Genomic DNA, 26,261 nt, shown 5'->3' with positions numbered 1-26,261 from the left:
GAAAGGGGGATATATAGTGAAATCGATTGCAGAATTACAAAAAATTCGTCAAGAGGCGTTGGATAGAGTAAATCTTAGACGGGATAAAAAGGGTACTAGAATCGTTGTGTTTATGGGGACCTGTGGCATTGCAGCAGGTGCTAGACCAGTGTTAATGGCTTTATTAGAAGAAGTAAAAGCCAGAAATCTAAGTGATATAGTGGTTACACAAGCCGGTTGCAAGGGCGTCTGTAGATTAGAGCCAACTGTGGAAGTATATAAAGAGGATGAAGAAAAAGTTACTTATGTTTACATGACACCTGATAAGGCAAGGAGAGTAATCGTAGATCATATTGTTAATGGTAAGGTTATAGATGCCTATGCTATAGGAGCCTATGCAGAATAATCGTTTTTATGGGGCCTATAACAGAATATAGCTTTTGTAATGAAAGTCAATAACGTGATAAGGGGGTTAAATAATGGATTTATTTAGATCGCATGTACTGGTGTGTGCAGGAACGGGATGTACTTCATCAGAATCGTTAAAAATTTTAGAAAAATTTGAAGCATTAATAGAAGAAAATGATCTACAAAAAGAAGTAAAGGTTGTAAAAACAGGATGTTTTGGACTTTGTGAAGCGGGACCTATTGTTATCGTTTATCCAGAGGGCGCTTTTTATAGTCATATAAAGCTGGAGGATGTAGAACGAATTACAGTAGAACACTTATTAAAAGGAAGAATTGTAAAGGAATTATTATACAAGGAATCGGTGGAAGAAGATACAATCAAAGCTATCGATGAAGTAGGTTTTTATAAAAAGCAACAAAGGGTTGCTTTAAGAAATTGTGGAATGATTGATCCAGAGGTAATAGAGGAGTACATAGCAGTTGATGGTTATCAGGCTTTAGCAAAGATCCTAACAGAAATGAAGCCAGAGGATGTTATTGATATAGTAAAAAAATCAGGGATAAGAGGTCGTGGAGGTGGAGGATTCCCAACCGGATTAAAGTGGGAGTTTACCGCTAAAGCAGAGGGAGACCAAAAATATGTAGCATGTAATGCCGATGAAGGAGATCCAGGGGCATTTATGGATCGTTCAGTTTTAGAAGGTGATCCTCATGTTATTATTGAAGCGATGGCGATAGCTGCCTATGCAGTAGGTGCTGATTTAGGATATGTATATATTCGTGCGGAGTACCCTATAGCAGTAAGAAGACTTCAAATAGCAATTAATCAAGCCAGAGAAAAGGGTTTATTGGGGAAAAATATATTTGGAACTGATTTTAACTTTGATATGGAAATCAGACTAGGTGCAGGAGCCTTTGTATGTGGAGAGGAAACAGCTTTGCTTAACTCTGTTGAGGGAAGAAGGGGTATGCCAAAACCAAGACCACCGTTTCCAGCGATTAAGGGAGTATGGGGAAAACCAACCTTGTTGAATAATGTTGAGACTTATGCCAATATTCCGCAAATTATCCTTAAAGGAGCTGACTGGTTTGCAGGAATCGGAACAGAAAGGTCCAAAGGAACGAAAGTATTTGCTCTTGGTGGAAAAATTGAGAATACTGGTTTATTAGAAATTCCAATGGGAACAACCTTAAGAGAAGTTATCTATGAAGTAGGAGGAGGAATTCCAAACGGAAAAGCCTTCAAAGCTGTGCAAACGGGAGGACCTTCCGGAGGATGTATTCCTGCAGAGCATATTGACATTCCCATTGATTATGATAATTTAATTTCATTAGGATCTATGATGGGTTCTGGTGGAATGATTGTTATGGATGAAGATAACTGTATGGTGGATATCGCAAGATTTTTCTTGGATTTTACAGTAGAAGAGTCCTGTGGAAAATGTCCTCCTTGTAGGGTTGGTACAAAGAGAATGTTAGAAACCTTAGACAAGATTACCGAAGGCAAGGGTACATTGGAGGATCTTGATAATTTAGAAAGACTTGCTAAAAACATTAAGGCTTCCTCTTTATGTGGATTGGGTCAAACTGCTCCAAACCCTGTGTTATCAACATTAAAATACTTTAGACATGAGTATGAGGCCCATGTAAATGAAAAGAAATGTCCAGCAGGAGTTTGTCAAGCTCTTACTGATTACTTCATAACAGAAGAATGTAAGGGATGTACTTTGTGTGCCAAGGCCTGTCCAGTAGATGCTATAACAGGAGAAAGAAAAGAACTACATATTATTGATATAGATAAATGTATTAAATGTGGAGCTTGTGTAGATAAATGTTCATTTAAAGCGATTATAAAAAAATAGTATTAAGTCTTAGATATTCATTCAAGGAGGGTGAAAAAAGTGGGAAAAGTTACTTTAACTATTGACAACATACAGGTTGAAGTGCCTAAGGAGTACACAATACTAGAAGCAGCTAGGACCATAGGCGTAGATATACCTACACTATGTTTTTTAAAAGATATCAATGAAATAGGAGCTTGCAGGGTATGTCTTGTAGAAATTGAAGGAGCCAGAGCTCTGCAAGCATCATGTGTGCATCCAGTTGCAGAGGGAATGGTTGTAAAAACCAATACAAAGAAATTAAGGGATGCAAGAAAATCTACGGTGGAGTTAATCCTTTCAAGCCATAATCGTGAATGTTTAACTTGCTCTAGAAGTAAAAATTGTGAGCTTCAAAGCTTAGCAGAGGAGTTAAACATTAATGAAATTCCTTTTGAAGGTGAACAATTGGAAGCAGTTGTGGATGCAAAATCACACTCCATCGTAAGAGACTCCAGCAAATGTATCCTATGCGGAAGATGTGTAAACGTTTGCCGTGAAGTGCAAAAAATTGGGATTCTTGACTTTACCAATAGAGGATACCATACGGAAGTTGCACCAGCCTTCAGTAAAAGCATGGATGAAGCTCCTTGTATTTATTGTGGACAGTGTATAACCAACTGTCCAGTAGCAGCCTTAAGAGAAAAAGAAGATATAGAAAGAGTATGGGACGCTATTGAAGACCCTGAAACCCATGTAGTAGTGCAAACTGCTCCAGCAGTAAGAGCTGCTTTAGGGGAAGAGTTTGGCTTGCCAATTGGAACTAGAGTAACAGGTAAAATGGTGGCTGCATTAAAACGACTAGGGTTTGATAAAGTGTTTGATACGGACTTTGCAGCGGACTTGACCATTATGGAAGAAGGTCATGAACTGCTTCATAGAATTCAAGAAGGTGGAACCCTGCCGATGATTACCTCCTGTTCTCCAGGTTGGGTAAGATTTGCTGAATTCTACTATCCAGAGCTTATTCCTAATTTATCTAGCTGTAAATCACCACAGCAGATGATGGGAGCAATCATTAAATCTTATTATGCAGAACAGAGCAATATCGATCCTAAAAAAATATTTGTAGTTTCTATTATGCCATGTACTTCTAAGAAAACCGAAGCAGCTAGACCTGAATTAGAGGTAAACGGGGTAAGAGATGTAGATGCAGTACTAACAACTAGAGAATTAGGAAAAATGATTAAGCAAGCAAGAATTGATTTCATGAAGTTAAAAGATGCACAGTATGACACTACATTGGGAGATTACACTGGGGCTGGAGTAATTTTCGGTGCCACTGGAGGTGTAATGGAGGCGGCCTTAAGAACTGTAGCTGACGTATTAGAAGGTAAAGATTTACAAGATATTGAATATACTACTGTAAGAGGCGTGGAAGGAATTAAAGAAGCAGAGGTAACCTTGGGAGGCAAGACGATTAAAGTTGCTGTTGCCCATGGTACTGCTCAGGCAATAGAATTAATTGATATGATTAAGAGTGGTGAGAAGGAATATCACTTTGTAGAAATCATGGGATGTAGCGGTGGTTGTGTAACAGGAGGAGGTCAACCTCATGTGCCTGCCAGAGTAAAGATGGATTGCGATATAAGAGTGGAAAGAGCAAAGGCTTTATATGAAGAGGATGCAGCAATGACATATAGAAAGTCTCATCAGAACCCATTGATTCAAAAACTATACAGTGATTATTTAGAAAAACCAAATAGTCATAAAGCCCATAAATTACTACATACTCATTATGAAGCAAGAGAAATATATGCAATTGGCAGCCAAGAACTTGCTGAAGCATGTGTAGAGGCAGCTGCTACGGGAGAGTAAAAATAACAAATTTACATAGGTGTAGGTAGGTTTTCTACCTACACCATCTATTAACTTAAGTAATATTGGTAAGGTTGCTTAAATAAATTTTAATAGATAAGTCTAACTAGTGGATTCTATTCACTAGGAGGATATGAACACTATTCTAATTGCAAGGATTCTTCTGAGCAAAAGGTAACTTTCCTACCTTTGGAGAGTTTTTTTTGCTGTTTATTTTAATATCAAGGAGGCGTAGTAGATGAACAGACGAATAGGCGTAGTTGCAATTATTGTTGAAAATAAAGAAAGTGTTCAAATGGTAAATAAATTACTTAGTAAATATGGAGAAATCATCATAGGAAGGATGGGTGTACCTTACAAAGAAAAAAATGTAAATGTTATATCCACCATTGTAGATGGTACTACAGATGAGATTGGTGGGCTGACAGGTCAATTAGGAAGACTTGAAGGCGTGTCAGTAAAAAGTGCTCTGATTCAAAAATAGGTACGCATGTGCTTCCTTCAGCAAAAAAGTAAAAATTGAAGGGAGAAAATTATGGATACGAATAAAATCATCAGCGAGAATCAAATCAATAAGCTCTTAGAAGATTATAGAAACACTACCAAGGAAGAAATTCTACGAATAATAGAAAAGTCACAGGAATGTCATGGTCTAACTTTAGGGGAGGTGGCTGCACTTTTACAAACAGAAGATGAAGGTTTAATGGAAATTTTGTTTGATGCGGCTCGATTTATAAAGAACAAAATCTATGGAAAAAGAATTGTTGTTTTTGCACCTTTATATACTAGTAATGAATGTACCAATAATTGCTTATACTGTGGATTTCGTGCAGCGAATAAAAAACTTCATCGTAAAACACTAAGTAAGGAAGAAATTATACATGAAGCTAAGTCTATTGAAAAACAAGGCCATAAACGAATTTTATTGGTTTGCGGAGAAGATCGTAGAAGTACGGGTATTGACCATATTGTTCATGCTGTTAAAACTACTTATGAGGCAGGAGATATTAGAAGAATTAATGTAAATACAGCACCTATGGAGGTAGAGGATTTTAAAAAGCTTAAAATGGCAGGTATAGGAACTTATCAAATTTTTCAAGAAACTTATCATAGAGAAACCTACAGAAAAATGCACCCTACCGGTGCCAAGGCTGATTATGATTATAGATTGACAGCCATAGAACGGGCGTTAGAGGCAGGTATAGATGATTTTGGAATAGGACCTTTATTAGGACTATATGACTACAAATTTGATGTGTTAGCAACATTAAGACATTCTCAATATATGGATGAAAAGTATGGTGTAGGTCCTCATACTATATCCGTTCCAAGATTAAAGCCAGCACTAGACTCAGGGCTAAAGGAAATACCCTATGCAGTATCAGATAAGGATTTTAAAAAAATAGTGGCAATTTATCGTCTTGCTGTACCCTATACGGGTATCATTTTATCAACTAGAGAAAATGCAACCTTGAGGGATGAATTACTAAACTTGGGCATATCTCAAATATCTGCAGGATCTAAAACAAATCCAGGGGGTTATGGTAAAGAGGATAAAGAAGCTAAACAATTTGAAAACAGTGATGAAAGAACGTTAGATGAAATGCTTCAGGTAATATGTGAGCAGGGGCATATACCAAGTTTTTGCACAGCCTGTTATAGAAAAGAAAGAACAGGAAATGCCTTTATGGAACTAGCTAAAGATGCTCATATCGATGGGTTTTGTCAAGTGAATGCGATCTTAACGCTAAAGGAAAACTTATTAGACTATGCATCTGAGAACATGGTACGAAAAGGGAATACACTGATTAACAGGACATTAAATGAAATAAAAGATGCATCTATTCGAAACCTGATAGAAGAAAGACTAGGTCAAATAGAAATGGGAAAAAGAGATCTTTATTTATAAGATAAAGCCTAGTCTAGACAGAGTTTACAGAAAAGCAGGAAAAAATATTGAGGATGGTAAGAATACATTTTTATCATACCAACTATAGGTTCAGTAGCTTTAATACTTTTGAGATTGCTGCTTAAGAGTATTGAAACAGCTAATAATTTTGAAGGCAAAATATAAAGCAGATTGAGATAAAGCAATCTGCTTTTTGTTTGAACTTATTAAAGTGAAGGGAAGTGACTTTTCAATAGTAACCTTATTAAGAAAGAACCCCGTTATTGACAAAAAAAGTCCAAAACCAACAAATATTGACAAAATTATAACACACCCATTATAATTAAATTGGAGGAGACTATTTAATCAAATATAAAAATCTTACAATAACAAGGAGACTGACAAAAACGATGAACAAATTCAAAAGTACAAAACACATCTATTCAGTAAAAGTTAAGCTGATTGCGATACCACTAATAATTGTTTTTGCTGCTATTTTAGGTATTGGGGGTATATCTTCCTATCTAACAAGAAGTAGTATGCTTGATCAGATGAGACAAAATGGATTAGAACGAACAGCTGAGATTGCAAATCAGATAGCTAAGTCTACCACATCAGTAACAGTTATTGATGAAATGATAGAGGATAGAATAAGAGCAATTGGAAGAAATGTTATAACGCATCAGGACAATTTAAGTAATGAGTTTCTAATGCAAATAGCTAAGGACTTAGATGCTGATGAAATTAATGTCTATAATGAGAATGGAGAGATCATATTCTCTAATTTAGCAGAGGAAAATGTAGGATGGATAGCACCTGAAACACATTTTGCTCAACTCTTATTGCGAGAAAATAAAGGTGAGTTAATGGAGGAAATAAGGGAAAGTACGATAGATAGTAATTATTACAAGTATGGTTATCTGAAAAGTGAAAGAGGACAAGTAGTGCAAGTGGGTATTATCGCCAATAGAATTCAAGAGTTATCAGGAAGATTAAGTCACCAAAACCTTGTTGAAGAATTAGCTAAAGAAGATAGTATCGTCTATGCTCTTTTTATAGATAAAAATTTAAAAGCTGTTGCCCATAGTAACAGAGATAGAATAGGCGTTGAGCTTACTGATGAAGGAAGTAAAATAGCAGCGGTAGATGGCAGAGAATATACCTCTGAATTTGACTATGATATAGAAAAAGTTAGGGTATATGACGTTTTAATGCCAGTTATGCTAGATGGAGAGCATATTGGTGCCATTAATATAGGACTTTCCATGGATAGAATTCATGGTGCAATACAAAAAAACTTTTTCATGATAGCTGTTATAGGTATAGTATTTTTTCTTATACTAGGTTTCGTATTATTTATGGTCTGTAATAATATAGTTAAAACACTAAATGTAACAAAAGAGCACTTGAACTTAACTGCATCAGGGGATTTTACGTTTGAAGTTTCTGAGAAACATCTTAGTAAAAAAGATGAGTTAGGAGAAATAGCTAATGCCATAAAGAATATGCAGAGATCTATCAAAGGAATGATACAAAGTATAGCAAATACTTCTCAACAAGTAGCTTCTTCATCGGAGGAATTAACTGCTACTAGTCAGCAGTCAGCTGTTGCAGCAGATGAAGTAGCCAAAACAATTGAAACCATCGCTAGAGGAGCAAATGACCAAGCGAAGGATACAGGAAATGGAGTAAAGTATATTCAAGAGTTAGGAAAGCTGATAGAAACAGATCAGCTACATATCCATGATTTAAACCTTTCTGCCAATGAGGTAACAAAACTAAAGGACGAAGGATTTGAAATATTAAAGGATTTGGTAGAAAAGACAAATATTAATAATGGATCAATACAAGAAGTTCAGGAAATTATTGTAAACACCAATGAAAGTGCAGAAAAAATAGAAAGTGCCAGTCAAATGATTAAAAATATTGCAGAACAAACAAATTTATTAGCATTAAATGCAGCTATAGAAGCAGCTCGAGCTGGAGAAGCAGGTAGAGGTTTTGCTGTTGTGGCAGAAGAAATAAGAAAATTGGCAGAACAATCTAATACATTTACAGAAGAAATAGCTACCATTATTAAAGAGTTAACAGATAAAACAGGACATGCGGTTGGAACGATGCAGGAAGTAGGTAGAACTGTAGCATCACAAACAGCAAGTGTAGAATCTACAAATACCAAATTTAGAGGAATTGATAGTGCGATTGAAAAGATGAAACAAATAATACTAGAGATCAATCAATCAGGCAGAGCAATGGAAGGTAAGAAAGAAGAAATTATTGCAGTTATTCAAAACTTATCGACTATATCACAGGAAAATGCGGCAGGTACCGAGGAAGCTTCTGCATCAGTACAAGAACAAACTGCATCTATGGAGGAAATAGCAAATGCAAGTTATACATTGGCACAACTAGCTGAGGAAATGCAAGAGAGTATTGCAAGATTTAAGTGTTAAAAAATAAGGTTTTGGAATAGTATAAAAAATTTCAGGGAGCTATAAAAAGCGCCCTGAAATTTTTTATACTATCAGGTATCTTCCTTTATGCTGGCTTTTATTTTATTATTAACTAATCCTACTAGAGGTCAGTTTTGTAAAAACGCCTGCTAATAGTGCTTAGGGTCTTATAGTAGCGATAGCTTAGAAGATCGTTGGCATCTTGAAATAGAATTGTGTAGAATGTTGTAGTATAATAATATTTATCTACACAAATAGTTCATGACAAGGTAGCTGCTAATCTTTAGATTGTGTAGAGCAATCGGTATTGATTATGAACTAATATTATGTTAGGAGTGGAAAATATGGACTTTTTTGAAAGGTTTCAATGGCTTTTTATGATTATAGCTATGTTTATAGGGCTTGGGTTAGGGCAGCTAGGTAGTATAGCTGGAGCAGCAGCATATTTTATTACACCCTTTCTTATAATGATGCTTTTTGGTATTTTTCTACAAACGCCTGTGGAAAGCTTAAAAGAAGGCTTTAAAAGCCCAAAAGTTTTGAGGTTGAGTCTTCTGATCAATTTTGTATGGACACCTTTATTAGCCTTTGGCCTTAGTTTTCTTTTTTTTCGCAATACCCCCGATGTTTTTATTGCATTAATTATGGATATGGTAACCCCTTGTACTGATTGGTATTTGGTTTTTACAGGAATAGCTGGTGGAAGTATTGCCTTGTCTACCTCCTTTTTACCATGGAATTTATTTATGCAGTTTATTTCAATCCCAGTTGCTATTTTCCTTTTTGCTGGTACTGTGGTAGAGATACAGCCATATATTTTCCTAGAAAGTTTTTTAAGGGTATTGTTGCTTCCCTTTATTATTGCAATACTAACGAGAAATATTATCTACTACATAAAGGGTCAAAGTTGGTTTGAACAAAATATTCTTGGAAAAATAGGTATATTTCAATCTGTATTTCTTATGTTTGCTATAATGGCAATGTTTGCTTCTCAAGGAGTTATTTTAATTGAAAACCTGAGTTTAGTAGTAAGACTTATTATACCTGTAACCTTATTTTTCATAATTAATTTCTCTATAGGACAACTAATAGGTCGGGTTTTTAAGCTTTCTTATCAAGAGGGAGCCAGTTTGATTTTTACTATCTTAGCTCGAAATGCACCGTTAGCTTTAACTATTGCTGTAGCTACTTTCCCAGAGCGACCTCTTATTCCTTTGGTTTTAGCTGTAGAATCTTTAATTGAGTTACCAATGCTTTTTGTATTTTCTCAAATCATGCTTCTTTTCTATTCTAAAAAATGGTGGTGGGATCTCACTTGACCCCCTGCAAAATAATCTCTAGCTAGCACTTCTAGGGTAAAAATACGTATAAGTCTATTTATTTTAAGCTTAAATAGGTCCAAACCCTTTGAAAGGCTTAAAGACCCATAGATATTATAGATGTACCAAGTATAAGACTATACTGAGGATTCTGAAGGGCAAAGGAACAAGCCTGATAACAGCAAGGACATGTTTTCTAGAAAGACTTAATCAGACTAGTCTTCGGCTAAGCTTAAGACAATAAAGAGAGGTAACTATAGATGAGGTTAATCAAGAAATTTTTAGGTGAAATTTTACGTGGAATAGCTAAGGTAATAGGCACTATAATAGACAGTTTAGTACAGTTAATTGAGAATATGGTGTTGTTTGTAGGAAGCTTTTTTAAAGGCTGTCTAGCTTTAATGAGTATGGGGGGCTGTTTGTTTTTTTTGATATTTGCTAATTTAGGTTTTAGGATATTAATGAATTCTATGGGCCTATCTATTCTATTGTTTTTATTGGTATTTTTAATGTTTGGGGGTAAGTTTGTATCTTATTTGAAATACCTAAAATATATTACAACGGAGTTTCTATATAATACTGCTAATTACCTTATAGATGGAACAAACCATCAATATAAAGCTTTTAATGAATATAAAGCAGCGTACAAAAAAGCAGAAGAGGACAAAATAAGAGAACAGCAACGTCGTTATTATGAGCAACAAAGAAAATGGGAAGAAGGCTGTAAACAACAATGGTATCAACAAAACCACCAAAGTGGTCAAAGGACCTACGGTGGTTATAGCAACCAGGGTAGTTACGGTCATAGTTTTGTAAACCCCACTGTTGAGTTTAAGAATAGGTATGAGAGAAGTTGTGATATTTTAGGAGTAGCATATGATGCAGATAAAACACAAATTAAAAGTGCATATAGAAAAAAGGCAAAAGAGTATCACCCAGATTTGTGTAAAGCTCCGAATGCAACAAAGATTTTTCAAGAGATTACTGCTGCATACGAGTTTCTGAGTGATGATAATATACAACAGTATAAAAACATCAACTAATTCTTTCGCTTCTAAATGACGTATTATTAGGAAGTTTTATCTGAAAGAGATAGTTTATATATTGTCTAATTTAGACTACTCTTTAAAGGATAAAAGATAGACAAAGCCTGGTAAATAATTGTGTAGTTAAGAGGAGTTTGAACAAATGGAAAACAACGAGAAAAGTACTCTAGATGAGAAGAAAAGCATTAAAAAATTTCACAAACCAGAAAAAAATGTTCTTAAGGTTATGGGAACAAAATTCTCTCCACTAATACCAAATTATATATCTTTTAGTAGAATCATTTTTTCTTTAATTTTAATCCTCCTTGAGCCACTAAGCTCAGTATTTTATGCAATATATTTTTTGTGTGGGTTTAGTGATATTATGGATGGCTTTATTGCTAGAAAAACAGGAACCACAAGCAGGCTTGGGGAAAAACTTGATTCCATAGCTGACATGACATTGACGGTGATATTATTAGCTATCTTTTATCCTGTTCTAAACCCTACAATTGAAATCCTTATCTGGATTATTTTAATCAGTATAATCAGACTAGCATCAATGACTATAGCTTTGATAAAATATAAAACCTTTGCAATTCTGCACACCTACGGAAATAAAATTACTGGCATGACTTTATTTATATTTCCAGTACTGCTTCCCTATATAGATGCCAGGGTGTTGATGTATATAGTTTGTGTTGTGGCAAGTATGTCAGCAATCGAGGAGTTAATTATTCAGATGACATCAAGTCAATTGCAATTAAATAAACAAAGTATATTCTTTAAATAAGCATGATCTACAGTAAACAATTATCCCTATTAAAATCTTCTCGCTAGTACTTTAGTGATTTATATAATAAAGGATGTAATGTGGAAGTATCTATCCAGCGATATGAGATATACAGAATTAATTTTCCTCCTGTAGGTTGAGAATGATTGAGTAAAATTAATGTTAAGTATTATAAGGATTAGGTAAAGTAGATTGAAAATGCATAATAAAGACTTGGACGCAATAATAACAATGAAAATTTGCTATTTATCTTAAAGGATAAAATTTTTTGCTTTGTAAAGGAGAAAAGTATGGAAAAATTTTTATTTAGTAAAATCGGATACATTTATTTGCCTGTTAAAAATATTGATAAGAGTGTGGAATGGTATGAAAGCAACTTAGGTATGAAAGTAAAAATTCCAAAGTTTAAGGATGATCTAGATACTTATGTAGTTGTTCTAAGTATAGAGTATGGAATACCTTTATTACTTTTTGAGACAAATGATAAAAATCACGGACATTTTTTAAGACATGGACAATCCTTTCAGAGGTTTGCTATTAACTGTAGAGATATCGATTATACACATAAAACTTTAAAGAATAAAGGCGTGGAAGTAACAGATATTATTGTACGGGGTGAGGGACAAGCAAAATATTTCTTATTTAAAGATATAGATAAAAACTTGATAGAAGCAGCATGGTCTATTTGGGATGATGATATGGCATAATGGATGAAAAAGGCGTAGCACGAATAAATTAATTAATTATGTGTTCGTAGAATTATGTGGAATAAATTCAGGTGAGGTGGTTCTATGAAAAAGAAATTAGAGAAGGATAGAAATATCCAAATAATTTTGGGTTTTGCATTAACACTATTGGCTTTATCAAGATTATCAATGGATGGACTAAGTGGGCTTGCTATTTTTACTGGAAGTGTGGGAGTTTTAGCTTTTTTAGCTGCTTATAAGAGTCATAAAGAAATTATTAAAAATGATAATAACTAGATTGGTAAACATATTTTATAAAATATGAAAAAAAGTTTAAATTAAGCCTTAAGCCGCATCGTCTATTTGAGAAGACATAAGATAAATACAAGTAGCCAATAATCAAAATATAAAATAAAACAATAAGTAACAATTTCCGAGGAAATAAACTAGAAAAATACAGAAATTTGCCACTAAATCTACAGCGGGCTGATCTTCTACTCCCTTAAAGTACAGAAAAGCAAGTACAGAGGAGTAAAAAAAGAGCCCTAAAAGAACTCTTTTAGAAGTAATACGCTACTAGTATTAGTACTATTGTTTGTGGTAGAGATATTTATAAGTATATATCTGAAAACTCAATGTTAATTCTTTCTATATTAACAAATGTTGTTTCATCTGAAGCTTGAGCAATAGAATCTAGCAAAACTACAGGTAAATCTATAATAAACTCGCTACCTTCTCCTAGTACGCTATTTACTTTAATGCTTCCTTGATGCATATCTATAAGAGATTTTACAAGAGAAAGACCAATTCCACTACCTTCAGTTTGTCTACATAAGGAGTTATCAACTTGAGTGAAATATTGGAAAATCAGCTGCTGCATATTTTCAGGAATTCCTATACCAGTATCTTTGATAGAAATTTCTACATGAGTTTCTTTGTCACTTAAGGTTACTTCTATCTTTCCTCCAGATGGAGTAAATTTAATTGCATTTGAGATGAGATTTAAGATTATCCTTTCAACTTTATCGGGATCAGTAGCCATTATTTTTTCTTCAACATCAGTATCAAATATCAACTCAATATTTTTAAGTTTTGTATATTCCACAACAGATGTGGATATATCTTCCACTAATTTTACTATATCACAATTTATTGGATTAAAAACAAATTGATTTCCTTCAATTTTGCTTATATCTATAAGATTATTTATCAACCTTAGAAGTCTATAGCTATTCTGTTTTTGCATATTAATGTATTTGGATATAGATGCTTTATTAAAATCCTCCATGCTCTCCATAAGTTGAATAGCTCCTAGAATAATATTAATCGGGGTTTTAAGTTCATGGGATACTGTTGAAAAAAACTGAGTCTTTAGTCTAGCAACCTCATCTCTTTGAGAAATTTGATGGTTTATTTCTTCTGTCATCCGGTTAAATGCTTCACTAGTTGCAGCTATTTCATCTTTTCCAGCAAACGTTGTTTTTATTTTAAGGTTCCCCTTAGAAACCTCCTCAGCAGCATCTTTTAGTTTTATTATGGAGTCCACATACCTATTACCTAACATGGTAGCTAGTAAAAGCGATAGGATAGATGTAAAAAGAAGAATAACAATATCTCTCTTAGCACTTTTCAGCAACTTACCTAGCACCTCGCTTGTTGGCACATTATAATAACTTACCCACCCAATCTCTTCAATAGGATAAGCTACCCCTAGAGAATCTGTTCCCGTGAACTGGTAAGAGTCAGTACTATATGTCACAACTTTTCCTTGAAGAGCTCTAAATGCAGGAGAATCATAGTCAATTATTCTTTCATTAAAGGGCATGTCATGATAATTATGTTCATAGACTATTTTGCCGGCACTATCAATTAGCCCAAGCCTCGCTGATTCACTGACGAATTGAAAGTCGAAAATATCACTAAACTTATCTAAATCCATAATTGCAACTAAAAGCCCCTTTAGTTCTCCTTCAATATAAATACCTCTAGATATGTGAATGGTGAGTTCATCACCTAAAATACTTCTTCCTAAATTCGATACTATTCGTTCCTCTCCATTAATAATACGCTTATAAAACTCCATTCCCTGCACATTTACATTATTTAAAGCATCATTAGAGCTGGCAAGGACAGTACCTTCAGGGCTAATCCAAGAGTATCTTCTAAAAGCTTTTTTTTCTGAAAATACATTGTTTATATAGCTTTCAATTTCTTTACTTGTCCACTCAGGATTTGACAGTATAGCTACTCCTATTGCATATTGCTGTGCCCAATTCTCTTCAAGATAGTTCATAAAGGTTAGGTTTATAGTTTGTGCAAAATTTATGCTGGATTTTAATTCTTGCTCTATACTTTCTTTATACTGACTATTAATTCTTAGTAGTTGTAATGTAATTAAGGGAATCAGCACAAGCAAAACTAGTAGAATAAGCTTTAGTTTTAAGTTCATTTTCAACTTTAACAAGTTTAAATACCTCCAATAATAGATTGATGTGTTGATTGTATTACATTTTATATTTTATCCCATAAAATAAAAGCTTTGTAAAAAATATTTATCTAGCAGGAGGCAATGGAGGTTTAAATTTTAAGCGTTGCTAGATATTTTTTATTTTATGGGCTAGAAGAGTTATATAATGCAAAGCATGTTGGTAAACTTGCAATGATAAATGAAAACTCTGAAAAACAAAATTGTTTAAAATTGAACAAATAGTCTAGGAATATGTTTCTACAGAGATTTCGACAGGATATTAAAAAAATCCTTCATAAATTTTAATAGATTTGAAAAGATGCTGCTATGGTCTAGATCACTATATGTTTATATTGAAACTATGGATTATATGTACTCCTTTTTAGGGGTAACATTGTAGTATGATGTATTAGAATGGTTAGCGTCCTACTGTTGACAGAAAAAAAAATTTAGCATAACATAAAAAATATAAAAATAGAGGACTGTCCTATGATGATTTTAAAAAGGTAATGTTTACTCTGACAAATAACTATAAAACGATAGGAGTAGTATATATGGATGATACAAATAAAACTGATGTTAGGAATACTGTTCGTGAAAGTTATGGTAAAATAGCTGATGGCAAGGTAAATGATGAAGGATGTTGTAGCGGTAGCATTAAGATTGAAAATTCTGCAAAGGAAATATGAAATAAAATAGGGTATTCTGATGAAGAAATATTAAATGTGCCAGAAGGTGCTAACATGGGGTTAGGTTGTGGAAATCCTCAACTAATTGCAGAGATAAAAGAAGGTGAAATAGTCATTGACCTTGGAAGCGGAGGAGGATTTGATTGTTTCTTGGCATCAAAAAAGGTAGGTTCAAAGGGATATGTAATTGGGGTAGATATGACTCCAGGAATGATAAGTAAATCAAGAGTTTTATCTAAGAGACATAGATATACGAATGTAGATTTCAGGTTAGGTGAAATTGAAAATCTTCCGGTAGCGGATAACACAGCAGATGTAATTATCTCAAATTGTGTAATAAACTTGTCTCCTAAAAAACAAAGGGTATATAATGAGGCATATAGGGTATTGAAAAAGGGTGGTAGAGTTGCTATTTCTGATGTAGTCCTAATTAAAGAGCTGACAGAAGAAATGAAGCAAGATGAAAAACTTTATTGTGGCTGAGTTACTGGAGCTTCTTCAGTTGAAGAACTAAAAATATATTTAGAGAGAGCTGGATTTAGCAATATAAATATTGAAACTAAAGAGGTATCGAAGGAATATGCTGAGAAATGGGCACATAATTTAAAAGTTGGAGAATACATTATGTCTGCTTCAATAAAGGCCATTAAATTGTAATATTACTATATAACCAACCAATAGAACTAGACTTCAAAGGAGATTTAGTTCTATTTTCTTTAGGTATCAAAAAGCTTGATATGCTATTATATTGAACCCTTTTCCGATTTCGTTAAATGCCATAAATTTATGGTATACTATGAAGTAAAGAATTAATATACATCAACAATATATACACCCTAATAAGAATAAAGATTTATAAGATTTCAATTATTGACTGCTTGTAGGGGATAGTTTATGGAGCATATTCAAGTAGGTTTAGCACTATCAATGATATTTTTTATAGTTATAACAATCACAAGAATTTGGATGAAATTCGCAAATCATACCGGGGAAACCTTTGGGATAGGAATTTTTTTAATTCAATTTATAGGAAAAAATAAGAAAAATATGTAATTTGTAGTTAAGCATTCACTTTACATTATGTTTTTAAGACATAGTAGGTGCATATGACGTATCAAGAATTATATTTACAAAGAAAGTTGTTGATAACATGGCTTGTATTGCTGAATTCGGTATTATAGATGAATTTGAAATTGATAAAGATTACTCCTCTAAATATGAACCGCAAAAATATAATTGTGTTGCCATTGATGATGATATTTTGGGTGATTGGTGGAAAAAACTGGTTTTAATTAAAACTTATTTTCATAGTTATAGTAGACCAAATTTTGCACTTGCAAGGTGGGGAGTTACTCTTATTCCACCAGAGTCATTAGAGGCTTTCTATAACATTGTATCAACCGATAGGCGTTCTAAAACATCAAAAGAATTAGTTGATTTAATGATATTGCTGCGAAAGGCAATTTCTGAAAACAAATATGTAATTCATTATGGAGTATAAGGATGTTTTTAAATAATACACAGCTCCCTTATATTGCAACAAAATACTAGGTAATTATTTTAAGGGCATGAAATTATAGAAGCTTTTAACAATATATAAATATTTAGTAGAGAAATCGCCAAATAATGAGAAAAAATATAGAAAGATAGGACTAAATATACTAGGGATTACTTGTCAGGAAGAAAACCCATAGAAGATTATCATAAGATAGTTGAGCGTCATGCAGCAGAAGGTTGGAGATTATTGCAAATATTTGCTCCTCCTGTGTCTGGATACGGGGTAGCAGATTCTTTTGAACTTATGTTTGAAATGCAGAGATAGTACTCACGTATTAAGTAGTTGATGAAAAATATGAACTAGCAATTTTGCATCTATATTTTGAATTTTTTTATGAAAGGAAGAGGAGTATGTCTGTAGGCTGGTCAGCACTAGGAGTTGGAATAATGTCTATAATATGGGGATTAATTTCATATTATGGTGATGAATCATTTGATGAAGGTATAGTCGAAACTTACTCAAAAAAATTTATTATACTTGATGAAAAACGACTAATTAATCATGTGCATTTGATTAGAATAGTCCAAGGCGTAGTTTTTATATTAGTGTCTTTACTACAATTTTTCCATAAGAGTAATGCAATAAGTATTATACTTGTATTAGTCAGTATTATTTTAATGATAGGAGCACATTATTATCAAAGAAGAAAATTTTTATCATCAAAAATCAGTAATTAACTTTTATTATTCAAAAAAATTTTTATAGTAGTTGATTCGCATTACCTATTTGAGACAACATAAGATAAATACAAATAGCTAATAATAAAAATGTAAAATAAAACAATAAATAACAATTTCCGAGGAAATAAACTAGAAAAATATAGAAGTTTGTCACTAAATCCACAGTGGGGTAACCTCCAAGAAGAATACTCTTTAGGATAACCCCATACCCCTTGAAAATCAAGGATAAAGAAGTTATGGAGGAAAAGATAAATACATATAGATTGATATTGAGACAACAGGTTACTAATAAAAAGGTAATCTGTTTTATTGTCTAAGATAAATAATTTAAGGGATTAAGTTGATATGGTATAATAATAGTAATAAAACATGCTGTTTATTGGGAGGGAAAACTATGAAATGGCAAGAAGTACGGGAGTTATATCCAAATCAATTTGTGCTACTCAAGGTACTGAATTATTATATGGAAGATGACATACGATATATAGATGATGTGGCAGTAGTAAAACCTATCAATGACCCTAAAGAAGTAACGAAATTGTTAGTGAATGGAAAGTCAGATGATTTAGTATATCATACAAAAAATGAAAAAATTATTATTAAGGTCAAAAACATCAGAGGATTTAGGGGACTAGCATAATGAAAATAATATATAGGGATGGACTACTGTATACATCTGTAAAAATCTCTTACAAGGGACAAATAAAAATTATTGACAATATCGTAGTTGATACTGGCGCTGCTGTATCAATTATTTCACCTGACGCAGTATATGACTTAGAGATTTATCCAGAAGAAGATGATGAAATCGTAACATTCATAGGTGTTGGAGGTAGTGAGCATCATTCTTTTACTAAAAAAATAGATGAAATAGAAATAGGCAAATTCACAGTAGTGGAGGCAAAAGTAGATTTTGGCATAATCGACCCAGCAGGTGAGATTAATGGATTACTGGGATTAGATATCCTTATTGCAATGGGAGCAACCATTGATTTGAAAGAATTTAAAATATGTTAATAGACAAAGGGTGAAGCATCATCCTTTTTAAATATTGGGTTTATATTCGTGTGTTTGAGTGGAGAGATGCTATTACTCAAAAGACAGAGGAGAAGAATATAATGAAAAGTGAAAAAGAAAAAATGTTATCAGGTGATTATTATAACGCTGGTGATGAAAGTTTGGTAAGAGAAAGAGATTATGCAAAGAATCTAATCTTTGAATTTAACCATACAAGACCTAGTGATAAAGAAAAAAGAAAGAAAATTCTAAAAGAACTAATTATAGCAAAAGGCTCTTTTCATATTGAAGCACCATTTTATTGTGATTACGGCTATAATATTGAGGTAGGAGAAAATTTTTATGCTAATTATGGGTGCATTATACTTGACGTTAACAAGGTACAGATTGGCAACAATGTACTTTTAGCACCAAATGTTCATATATATACTGCTGCCCATCCAGTGAATCCTATGGAAAGGCTTACTGGGAAAGAATTTGCTAAAGCAATAATTATAGGAAACAACGTGTGGGTTGGTGGTGGAACAATAATATGCCCAGGAGTAAAGATAGGTGATAACGTAACTATAGGAGCGGGGAGTGTTGTGACTAAAGATATTCCTAGCAATGTAGTTGCTGCAGGAAATCCATGTAAAGTAATTAGGGAAATTGGATGTTATACAATATCTTTTTTAGTCGTCACAGATAGAAAATACGTGATTTCAAAGTGGCTAATGTTTAGTGTGGTTGTCATCCAGAGTATGGTGAAGAATATTGATTGTTAAAGCTTTCAAATAGATCCCTCGATTCTCTCGGGATAACAATCATTGAGTTTGCTGCACATAACAAAGCTAATTCTGAATTTCTTTTTTTACCAGTAATAGATAAATTGGCTGTATTATTGTTTAGTAAGGGGGATGAAAATGAAAATAGTAACCTTGTTAGAAAACAGAACTACTTCAAAAGATTATAAGTGCAAGCATGGTCTTTCTTTGTATATCGAAACAATAAAACATAAAATACTATTTGATACAGGAGCAAACCACTATTTTATAGATAATGCTAGGAAAATGGGTGTAAACCTAGAAGAAATTGATGTAGCAATAATATCCCACGGGCATTATGACCATGGTGGTGGGTTAGAGGACTTCCTAAAGATTAACAATAGAGCAAAGGTTTACATAGGTAAAGAAGCTTTTAATAGTCACATTATAAAACTGTTTGGACTTATTAACTATAACATAGGGCTAAAGAAAGTGTTAAGGAATAACGAAAGGTTTATAAAAATTGATGGAACTTTAAATATTGATGATGAATTGACTTTATTTAGTGATATTACTGAGAGCAAACTTTTACCGTTAGGAAACAACAAGTTGTATAAAAAAAATGAAACTGGTGCTGTTATACAAGATGATTTCAACCATGAAATCAACCTTTTGGTTAAGGAAAATAACACCTATAATTTAATATGTGGATGTGCCCATAAAGGCATAATAAATATAATCAATAGGGCTAAGGAATTAACGGATGCTAATATCAAAACTGTAATAGGTGGATTTCACTTAATGGGAATGAAAATCAAAAACCCAGAAAACCAAGGATTTTTAGAAAAATTAGAAAGAAATTTAAGTTCCAATGGCACTGAGAAGTACTATACATGTCATTGTACTGGAAAGCATGCCTATGATTACTTGAGACAAAAAATGACTAATATAGGGGAGCTAAAAACAGGTATGACAATTGATATGGAAATATGCAACTAAAAACAACTAGGAAGGTACATCTTATCTATTTGAGAGGACATAAGATAAACACAACTAACCAATAATAAAAATATAAAATAAGACAATAAATAACAATTTCCGAAGAAATAAACTAGAAAAACATAGAAATTTCTCACTAAAACCACAGTGGGGGAACCTCCAAGAAGAATACCCTTTAGGATAACCCCCCACCCCTTGGAAAAACAGAAAAAAATTTAAAAGCTAACTAAAAGAGGATGTATATATCGACATCCCTTTTCTAGTTTTTGCGGTATGAATATAATTGTTTCAAAATATTGCAGGGATAAAGGGCTAGATATAGAAATAAAGCAGTATAATCAAAATCTTTAAGGACAATAGGGGTGAAAAAACAAAACATGGAAGCTAACATTCTGGATGAAGGATTAAAAGAGAAAAGAATAGAACTGGAAGTGGAGTTGAAGAATACTAAACTTCTACAAAATATAAGCACTGAATTGATAGTAGAAAATAATATTCAAATATTATTTGAAAAGATTATAGATGGTGCAATGCAAATAATGCACTCAGAATATGCTAGCATACAGATGCTCCATACCGCACATGACAATACCCGAAAGCTCCAACTGTTGGCTTTTCGAGGGTTTAATGAAAAAGCTGCTAAGTTTTGGAAATGGGTACCTGTTGATGAAGCAGGTTCTACTTGCGGCGAAGCTTTACGTAAGGGATATCGGATTATTGTGTCAGACGTGAAGGAGTGCGACTTCATGCAGGAAACACAAGACCTTTGTATATACCTACAAACAGGTATTCATGCTGTTCAATCCACTCCTCTCTACTCTCGTAATGGCAGGATGCTAGGCATGATATCTACTCACTGGAGCCAACCTCATCAGCCATTAGAGGGGGATTTAAGGCTCTTGGACGTGTTAGCAAGACAAGCGGCTGACCTAATTGAGCAAAAACAGTCAGAAGATAGAATTAAATGGGATAAAGAAAAGGCAGAAATTCTTTATGAAATTACAGAAAAGCTTCTTGCCAGTACCCATCCTCAAGAGATAGTAGAGGAACTCTGTGTTCAAGTTATGAAATTTCTTAAGTGTGACGTCTTCTTTAATTATCTTATTGATGAAGAAAGAATGAAACTTCATCTTAATTCTTATGCAGGAATCCAGGAAGAGCTGATTGACAAAATTGAATGGCTTGATTACGGTGTTGCAATCTGTGGATGTGTGGCACGAGATGGAAAAAGAATCGTGGCTGAGAGAGTCCAAGAAACACCTGACCAGAGGACAAATCTTATAAAATCCCTAGGAATCAAGGCGTATGTTTGTCATCCTCTGATGGGAAAAAATACAGTTATTGGCACTCTTTCATTTGGTACAAAATCAAAAGATGCTTTCAATGAAGATGAAATTGCTCTTATGAAGGCAACTTCTACACAGGTTTCAATTGCAATGAACAGAATAAAAACAGAAGAAGTGTTGAGAAGGCAGCAACAGCTTATGATACAGGCTGAAAGTGAGAAAAGAGAAGCACTTGAAAAAGCAATAAATATGAAAGATGAGTTTTTGTCTCTAATATCACATGAACTCAGGACTCCCATTAATGTCATTAATACAGCTGTTCAGGCTCTAAACCATATGTATTCTGAAGAAATGTCGGATAAGGTTAAGAAGTATATAAGAACTATAAGACAGAACACTTTCAGGCAATTAAGGCTTGTTAATAATCTCCTTGATATCACCCGTGCCAATTCAGGTCATATGAAGATAAATAAAAAAAATATTGATATAGTTTTTCTTACAAAAATTATTACTGAATCTATTTATCAATACGCCTCCTTAAAGGGAGTTGAAGTAACATTTATATCTTCCTTAGAGAAAAAAATAATAGGAATTGATGATGAGAAATATGAGCGTATAATTTTAAACCTCCTTTCAAACGCTATCAAATTTACACCAAAAGACAAATCTATTAAGGTAAGCTTAAGTTCTATAAAAGACAATATTAGGATTGACATAGAGGATAACGGAATAGGTATTCCACGGGATAAGATAGATGTAATCTTTGAACGTTTTGGACAAGTAGACAGTTCTTTATCAAGACAGGCGGAAGGTACAGGCATAGGCTTATCACTAGTAAAGAATTTTATTGAAGCGTTAGATGGCAGCATATCAGTCGAAAGCGAGGTAGGTAGGGGAAGTACTTTTACTCTTCAATTACCTAGTAAGGAAGTGGCTGAAGAACAAGATGAGAAGCAAATGATAGATTTATTGAACAACCGTCTTGTACATATTACGAATGTTGAGTTTTCTGATATATATCTATAAAACAACTATTTAGGGTCTTTGTTTTAAGACATGATACCTTGAATGTGTGAGGAGAATAAAAGAATTTTTTGCATCGCATCATCTGTTTGAAAAGGCACAAGATAAATGCAAATAGCCAATAATAAAGATGAAATAGAAATAGGCAATTCACAGTAGTGGAGGCAAAAGTAGATTTTGGCATAATCGACCCAGTAGGTGAGATTAATGGATTACTGGGATTAGATATCCTTATTGCAATGGGAGCAACCATTGATTTGAAAGAATTTGCTAAAGCAATAATTATAGGGAACAACGTGTGGGTTGGTGGTGGAACAATAATATGCCCAGGAGTAAAGATAGGCGATAACGTAACTATAGGAGCGGGGAGTGTTGTGACTAAAGATATTCCTAGCAATGTAGTTGCTGCAGGAAATCCATGTAAAGTAATTAGGGAAATTTGATGTTATACAATATCTTTTTTAGTCGTCACAGATAGATAATACGTAGCAAATATTATTAATATTTGGAGGTATAAGAGGATGAAAGAGAAATATAAAACGATTGTGAAAGTGGTTATGGCTTTACTTATTGGGTTTTGGATGCTTTCTATAATTCCATTTAACAAAAATATAAAGCAAGAAATATCTGCAAATATATACGAAAATGGAGTTATAACTGATAAAACAACTGTTTTCATAGATGGAGAAAAAAGTAACTATCTCTTTCGTGATGACGATTCATTTAGTGGAAAATTTCATATCCTATCCTATGAAAAAACAGGAAGAGAAGGTATGCAAGCAGGCATTCGGTGGGGTGATGAGCAAAATATACAGAGGCTGCGATATTATCAAAATGCCAGTTTTCCCGATATGGATGTAATAGGCACAATCCTTATCAACAAAGAAATGACAGAGCTGGCTTTGATGTTTACAGATGGGACCGTCATTGCAACTTCTAACGAAATTTATACTCTTTATAAAAATCATGTTTCTTATTATCCCGAAACAGGCTCCACATCTGTTGTAGGTAGCATTCCTGAAATATGAAGAAAAAACAAATGAATGGATCTTCTTATTATGAGCATAGGTTAGGTTTGAAGTTAATATATATAACCTTAGCTGTTTTAGTTACAGAAAACAGAAAGTAAAAATCAAGACGACTGTAAAAAACAGGTAAAAACACAAAAATTCTACGTATATACATATAGAGGAGAGAAAATACTATGCGCATATCAAAAAAGCTTTATTATGGTATCAGTATGCTTATTGCGATGACTTTAACAATCCTTCTGCCTGGCAGAGCTTTTGAAATGACTCCAGGAGGAATGTTAAGATATGAATTTGGGTTACCTTTTCACTATATAACCATCTATCAATATCAGCCGACAAGCAACTGGATGATTCCTAATCTTTTTGGTGGTAATGCAGGTCTTGGTGTAGACCCATTTCCATTACTAATGAATGCATTTATTCTATATCTTATTATAGATTTTATTAGACCATCATCCTCTCTGGAGGAAAAAAGAGCGTTAGATATAGAGCTTTTAAAATATCTAGGCATCTTGTTTTTAGGTTTATTATTAATCCATAGACTACCTCACAACTCCTACTCTGTGATGCAGTATATCATTCCACCTATCTCATTTCAAAACGGTGGAACCCTATACTTATCAGGATTACCTATTTTAATCCTGTTTATTTACAGTTTTGTAAAAATAATTAGTCTGTCAAGGTTTGCTGAGAAAAGTAAATTCTTTATTTTTTTAATCCTTATTGTGATGATTATGCCTTTGATGGGGCAAAGTATCCACCTTGCTAGGAGTACTTATCATGCTCTTGCACAAAGTAATTTAGCGGCTGTGGATTGTAACTTTGATAATAGCAGTATAAATATAACAACAGGAGAGGACGGGGAAGTACTTGTCAACGTAAGCCTAGAATTGATAGACTATGGTAGAAATCATAATCAGTTTAAGGTGCGGATTCATATACCTGAAAAATGGCAAGCTTATTTTGATATGGACTCTTTACAATTAGAAAAAATATATACTACTGATGGTTATAGAAATACCATAAAAATTCAAGAGGAGCTGCAGCTACAAATTGCTGAGGGCCATACTGAATCAGACATATGGAATCATCGATGGTATAATCAGACCTTTTATTATGAACTATATAATGATGAAGAAAGTATCATGATTATAAATCATGGGAGATAAAAAAAGATTACTAAAAAAATAATGGCTTGCTTCAGAGGTGCAGAACAAAAGTTGCATTAAAATTTGCACTCTTTTTTATGTAATAAATTTATCACACTGTTAAAACACATTGTTAACAAGTTTCAAAAAATGGGTGCAAAAATAAGTGAAAAAATCAGTGTATTTAAGTACAAAATACAGATCAATAAGAGTACTAATAAAAAGATTTTAATAACTTATATAGATGCTGATTAGGACATATCAAGTAGATAATTGTAAATTAAATACTATTTATCTTTTATCAAAACGGAGGTTTGAATTTTGAAGAAAATAATAATGTTTATAGCTATATTTACTTCTGCTATGATTATTAGTGCATTAATTCTTTATATAAATTTTTTCCCATTAGCTAAACCTATTGAACTACCCATAGTAAATGAAATTTATGCTGTGGAAATCAAGAAAGAACATATCATGGAAAAGTATATAGATGATAAAGAAATTCTGGAAATATTAAATTGCTTTTCAAATGCTAAGCCTACAAGAATAATTACAACACACGAAAGACCAATTATAAGCGAATACTACACCATTAATTTCTATTCCAAAGAAGACAGGCTATATACATCATTTGTTTATAATGAAAATTCAAAATGGTATATAGAGCAACCATATTATGGCGTTTATGAAATAAGAAAAGGACTACTGGATTTTCTACCTTATATTGAAGCTTTAATTCAAAATCAAAACATAGAGAGGGAATTAGGCGATTTAATACCGATGGTAAGGGTTAGGGGCATGTTGTACTTAGACACTGGAAAAGAAAGCGATATTAGTGCAAGATGCGGGGTCATGGATGGTAAAATAACTTCAACAGTAGAACCGTTTCAAAAACCTACTAAAGATAATCAATCTAACTTTGGCAGTGGGTATGAATATCAAGTTGTAAATGATAATAGTATTGATATCTATATGAATGAAAAATGGATTAGATTTGATGATGAAGATTAACGAAGGTTATAAATATAATACTGGGTTGGGATAAATGAACATAATTTATAAATTGTGAAGAAATAAAATTAATTGTTAAGTCCCAGCATCTATTAAAAATCGATTAGATTTAAAATGTGATAGGCAACAAGCAACAGGCGACCACAGGTCGCCCCTACAACATCAAATAATAATTTGTATCTCACCTTAACTATTTTAGAGTAGCAAACGAATCAGATGGAGACTTATCATAAGGGGAAAATAGAAGTAAAAATAATAGGCACTATATAGAACCTTCATAGCTTAAAGCATAAAAAAATATCTTTATCATAACAAACAATGATAATTTCTTAACCCCCTTCATAATTATAGGGAGAGAAC

The 26,261-nt window shown here is 33.2% G+C and carries 24 protein-coding genes and 2 pseudogenes; 25 read left to right on the top strand and 1 reads right to left on the bottom strand.

Annotated features, from left to right (window positions below; translation table 11 throughout):
* The first annotated feature begins 16 nt into the window (after positions 1–16).
* From CACET_RS17400 to CACET_RS17350, 11 genes are all read left to right on the top strand, one after another.
* Positions 17–385: a (2Fe-2S) ferredoxin domain-containing protein gene (locus tag CACET_RS17400; protein WP_044826241.1), complete on the top strand. Its 369-nt coding sequence runs from the start codon at positions 17–19 to the stop codon at positions 383–385.
* 73 nt (positions 386–458) lie between these two features.
* Complete coding sequence (gene nuoF / locus CACET_RS17395; RefSeq protein WP_044826303.1) at positions 459–2,249, top strand: NADH-quinone oxidoreductase subunit NuoF; 1,791 nt, start codon at positions 459–461, stop codon at positions 2,247–2,249.
* 39 nt (positions 2,250–2,288) lie between these two features.
* Positions 2,289–4,085 carry an NADH-dependent [FeFe] hydrogenase, group A6 gene (locus tag CACET_RS17390; protein WP_044826304.1) on the top strand — a complete coding sequence of 599 codons (1,797 nt, stop codon included), beginning with the start codon at positions 2,289–2,291 and terminating at the stop codon, positions 4,083–4,085.
* A gap of 238 nt (positions 4,086–4,323) precedes the next feature.
* Positions 4,324–4,569, top strand: a complete 246-nt coding sequence (locus tag CACET_RS17385; RefSeq protein WP_044826305.1) for a TM1266 family iron-only hydrogenase system putative regulator — start codon at positions 4,324–4,326, stop codon at positions 4,567–4,569.
* 51 nt (positions 4,570–4,620) lie between these two features.
* Positions 4,621–5,994 carry a [FeFe] hydrogenase H-cluster radical SAM maturase HydG gene (gene hydG / locus CACET_RS17380; RefSeq protein WP_044826306.1) on the top strand — a complete coding sequence of 458 codons (1,374 nt, stop codon included), beginning with the start codon at positions 4,621–4,623 and terminating at the stop codon, positions 5,992–5,994.
* A gap of 389 nt (positions 5,995–6,383) precedes the next feature.
* A complete protein-coding gene (locus tag CACET_RS19665; protein ID WP_052661571.1) occupies positions 6,384–8,426 on the top strand; it encodes a methyl-accepting chemotaxis protein in 2,043 nt (680 codons plus the stop codon).
* A gap of 344 nt (positions 8,427–8,770) precedes the next feature.
* Complete coding sequence (locus CACET_RS17370; RefSeq protein ID WP_044826307.1) at positions 8,771–9,745, top strand: arsenic resistance protein; 975 nt, start codon at positions 8,771–8,773, stop codon at positions 9,743–9,745.
* 260 nt (positions 9,746–10,005) lie between these two features.
* On the top strand, positions 10,006–10,788 hold the full coding sequence (locus CACET_RS17365) for a J domain-containing protein (protein ID WP_044826308.1): 783 nt from the start codon (positions 10,006–10,008) through the stop codon (positions 10,786–10,788).
* Between the two features lie 145 nt (positions 10,789–10,933).
* A complete protein-coding gene (locus tag CACET_RS17360; RefSeq protein WP_479722640.1) occupies positions 10,934–11,563 on the top strand; it encodes a CDP-alcohol phosphatidyltransferase family protein in 630 nt (209 codons plus the stop codon).
* 290 nt (positions 11,564–11,853) lie between these two features.
* On the top strand, positions 11,854–12,270 hold the full coding sequence (locus tag CACET_RS17355; protein ID WP_044826309.1) for a VOC family protein: 417 nt from the start codon (positions 11,854–11,856) through the stop codon (positions 12,268–12,270).
* An 84-nt stretch (positions 12,271–12,354) separates the two neighbouring features.
* Complete coding sequence (locus tag CACET_RS17350) at positions 12,355–12,546, top strand: hypothetical protein (RefSeq protein ID WP_044826310.1); 192 nt, start codon at positions 12,355–12,357, stop codon at positions 12,544–12,546.
* 313 nt (positions 12,547–12,859) lie between these two features.
* Here the strand turns inward: CACET_RS17350 and CACET_RS19660 are convergent, their stop codons facing one another.
* Positions 12,860–14,713, bottom strand: coding sequence for a sensor histidine kinase (locus tag CACET_RS19660; RefSeq protein ID WP_052661573.1), 1,854 nt, complete (start codon positions 14,711–14,713; stop codon positions 12,860–12,862).
* Positions 14,714–15,270: 557 nt separating this feature from the next.
* Between CACET_RS19660 and arsM the strand changes: the two are divergent.
* From arsM to CACET_RS19650, 14 genes and pseudogenes are all read left to right on the top strand, one after another.
* A pseudogene (gene arsM / locus CACET_RS17340) lies at positions 15,271–16,062 on the top strand (arsenite methyltransferase).
* A gap of 237 nt (positions 16,063–16,299) precedes the next feature.
* Complete coding sequence (locus tag CACET_RS20640) at positions 16,300–16,458, top strand: hypothetical protein (protein WP_158386127.1); 159 nt, start codon at positions 16,300–16,302, stop codon at positions 16,456–16,458.
* A gap of 97 nt (positions 16,459–16,555) precedes the next feature.
* Positions 16,556–16,906, top strand: a complete 351-nt coding sequence (locus CACET_RS17335; RefSeq protein ID WP_201774976.1) for a hypothetical protein — start codon at positions 16,556–16,558, stop codon at positions 16,904–16,906.
* 171 nt (positions 16,907–17,077) lie between these two features.
* A complete protein-coding gene (locus tag CACET_RS20005; RefSeq protein WP_082058312.1) occupies positions 17,078–17,227 on the top strand; it encodes a DUF4177 domain-containing protein in 150 nt (49 codons plus the stop codon).
* 86 nt (positions 17,228–17,313) lie between these two features.
* Entirely contained in the window at positions 17,314–17,640 is a 327-nt protein-coding gene (locus CACET_RS17330; protein ID WP_044826312.1) for a hypothetical protein, read from the top strand.
* Positions 17,641–18,037: 397 nt separating this feature from the next.
* Positions 18,038–18,283, top strand: a complete 246-nt coding sequence (locus tag CACET_RS17325) for a hypothetical protein (RefSeq protein ID WP_044826313.1) — start codon at positions 18,038–18,040, stop codon at positions 18,281–18,283.
* On the top strand, positions 18,283–18,660 hold the full coding sequence (locus CACET_RS17320) for a retropepsin-like aspartic protease (protein WP_044826314.1): 378 nt from the start codon (positions 18,283–18,285) through the stop codon (positions 18,658–18,660). Before CACET_RS17325 ends, CACET_RS17320 begins: the two co-directional genes overlap by 1 nt.
* 101 nt (positions 18,661–18,761) lie before the next feature.
* Positions 18,762–19,424 carry a sugar O-acetyltransferase gene (locus CACET_RS17315; RefSeq protein WP_082058313.1) on the top strand — a complete coding sequence of 221 codons (663 nt, stop codon included), beginning with the start codon at positions 18,762–18,764 and terminating at the stop codon, positions 19,422–19,424.
* A 138-nt stretch (positions 19,425–19,562) separates the two neighbouring features.
* Positions 19,563–20,402, top strand: a complete 840-nt coding sequence (locus CACET_RS17310) for an MBL fold metallo-hydrolase (protein WP_044826315.1) — start codon at positions 19,563–19,565, stop codon at positions 20,400–20,402.
* Between the two features lie 377 nt (positions 20,403–20,779).
* Positions 20,780–22,714: a GAF domain-containing sensor histidine kinase gene (locus CACET_RS19655; protein ID WP_052661575.1), complete on the top strand. Its 1,935-nt coding sequence runs from the start codon at positions 20,780–20,782 to the stop codon at positions 22,712–22,714.
* A 275-nt stretch (positions 22,715–22,989) separates the two neighbouring features.
* Positions 22,990–23,154 (top strand): annotated as a pseudogene (locus CACET_RS17300) (DapH/DapD/GlmU-related protein); the annotation flags it as partial.
* A gap of 78 nt (positions 23,155–23,232) precedes the next feature.
* Entirely contained in the window at positions 23,233–23,739 is a 507-nt protein-coding gene (locus CACET_RS17295; RefSeq protein WP_044826317.1) for a hypothetical protein, read from the top strand.
* A gap of 176 nt (positions 23,740–23,915) precedes the next feature.
* Positions 23,916–24,911, top strand: coding sequence for a hypothetical protein (locus CACET_RS17290; RefSeq protein WP_044826318.1), 996 nt, complete (start codon positions 23,916–23,918; stop codon positions 24,909–24,911).
* Positions 24,912–25,211: 300 nt separating this feature from the next.
* Positions 25,212–25,901 carry a DUF5301 domain-containing protein gene (locus tag CACET_RS19650; RefSeq protein ID WP_052661576.1) on the top strand — a complete coding sequence of 230 codons (690 nt, stop codon included), beginning with the start codon at positions 25,212–25,214 and terminating at the stop codon, positions 25,899–25,901.
* Positions 25,902–26,261 lie beyond the last annotated feature (360 nt).

This window comes from Clostridium aceticum, from assembly GCF_001042715.1.
Classification (GTDB): domain Bacteria; phylum Bacillota; class Clostridia; order Peptostreptococcales; family Natronincolaceae; genus Andreesenella; species Andreesenella acetica.
Note: the sequence above shows the minus strand (reverse complement) of the source record. Positions and strands in the feature narration are given on the sequence as shown.